General features: G+C 54.8%; 1 pseudogene. It reads left to right on the forward strand.

Going from position 1 to position 524, the window contains the following annotated elements:
* Nucleotides 1-257: 257 nt before the first annotated feature.
* Nucleotides 258-524 (forward strand): annotated as a pseudogene (locus tag HMPREF2656_RS12395) (helix-turn-helix domain-containing protein); the annotation flags it as partial.

Consider the following 524-nt stretch of genomic DNA (forward strand, 5'->3'; position numbering starts at 1 on the left):
GCTGCGGTAAACGCCAACACGTCATCGAGCGACTCTTCTAGATAGGCCGCAACATGCGGGAACTTTGGTTCTAACAGGTCGACGACTTCGCGGGCTTGTCGCTGTCGATTTGGGGTAGTTGGTACCGCGAGTCCGCGTAGTTGGTACCGGTGTTCCACGTACCCGGTACTGCGAGGGGGTTTCTTTCATAGTTGATGTTGGCGGCGCCGTACTTCGATGGTGCCGCGTCAACCTCTACTTGGAAGGAGCCGGTCTTTGTGGCCAACTTCAAACAAATCGTCGCGATGTGCCTTGGCGGTGCAAGCTACGCACAGATCACACATGCATTGGGGTGTTCACGACGAGAAGTATCCCGCGCAAAGAAGATCATCGCTGAGGAGTCACTGAGTTTAGAGACGTTCCGTCAGCTTCCACCGGGATGGTTCGATGAGCGATTCAGCGACGGCCGCAGCAAGCGCACACTGTCCTACGACCAGCCGGATTTTCAAGGTCTTGCACACAAACTCAAAAGCAATAAGCATTTG

The organism is Corynebacterium sp. HMSC034B08 (assembly GCF_001835805.1).
GTDB lineage: Bacteria > Actinomycetota > Actinomycetes > Mycobacteriales > Mycobacteriaceae > Corynebacterium > Corynebacterium coyleae.